Here is a 930-nt window from a genome sequence, read left to right on the forward strand (position 1 = left end):
GATCAGATTCAAAGCGACGATGAATCTTATTTTTGGCTTTCTTACCTTGCGGACCAATTGAAGAGTTATATTTACGCGTCTGCTTATTATACATTTCAGCTAGTAAATCATTTTCCTGCATAATTCGTAACACATGCTTATGATTTACTTTGAATCCGCGATTATAAAGTTCATCAGTCACTCTGCGATAACCGTAATCTTTATGTTTACTTTTAATGTCTTTGATTTCATCAATTAGTTTCCTTTCGGAAACTGAAATGTCATTAGTACGATTAGCCTGGTGATAAAAGGTACTTCGCTTAATCGAACTATATGATAAGATCTCAGTTAATTTAAATCCAAACTTGTGCCTTAATCCTTGGATGATTTGATATTCTTCTTGTGATGACCGCGCTTCTGAATTAAGGCATCTAGTTTTTTTAAATATTCATTTTCTACACGTAAAGCTCGGTTTTCCATTTTAAGACGTTCGAGCTCACTTAAATCGTTTTTTTCATATTGTCTATTGTGGTTAGTAGTCACGTGCTTAGACCTTCCTCTTCTAGTGAACAAGGCCTGTAGCCCACCTTTATTAAACTTCCGCTGCCACATTGCAATTGTCCCAGCATTGCTAATATCAAACTTTAGAGCTGTCTCTGGATACGAGGCCTGATTTTCTTTTCTCCAGTTTAAAACCTTGATCTTGAATTTACCATCATAATCATATTTTGGTGATCGTATTTTAAGTCCATTGATCCCATACTTACGATAACGAGCTACCCAAGTAGTAATGTTCGAGCTATTCTTAACTCCATAACGTTTTGCGAGAGCAGTGCTAGAAGTACCGCTAAGGTACTGTTCAACTATCTTTAATTTCAATTCAAATGAAAATTTGGTCATAAGAAACCCCCTAAGTTGGATTTATCTGTCCAACTTAGGGGGTTCACTTCT

At 35.9% G+C, this 930-nt stretch carries 2 protein-coding genes; both read right to left on the minus strand.

All coding sequences use genetic code 11. The features are described from left to right. Nucleotides 1-427: IS3 family transposase (locus FC60_RS09860; protein ID WP_156399322.1), on the minus strand; the 427-nt coding region annotated here is incomplete at its 3' end. Beyond that, entirely contained in the window at nucleotides 352-879 is a 528-nt protein-coding gene (locus FC60_RS09115) for a helix-turn-helix domain-containing protein (RefSeq protein WP_056938051.1), read from the minus strand. The genes FC60_RS09860 and FC60_RS09115, both read right to left, overlap by 76 nt. Between the last annotated feature and the right edge of the window lie 51 nt (nucleotides 880-930).

Source organism: Limosilactobacillus gastricus DSM 16045 (genome assembly GCF_001434365.1).
Classification (GTDB): domain Bacteria; phylum Bacillota; class Bacilli; order Lactobacillales; family Lactobacillaceae; genus Limosilactobacillus; species Limosilactobacillus gastricus.

Excerpts from the sequence above, each read along its gene's own strand:
- FC60_RS09115 (WP_056938051.1), bottom strand. The coding sequence starts at position 879 with ATGACCAAATTTTCATTTGAATTGAAATTAAAGATAGTTGAACAGTAC.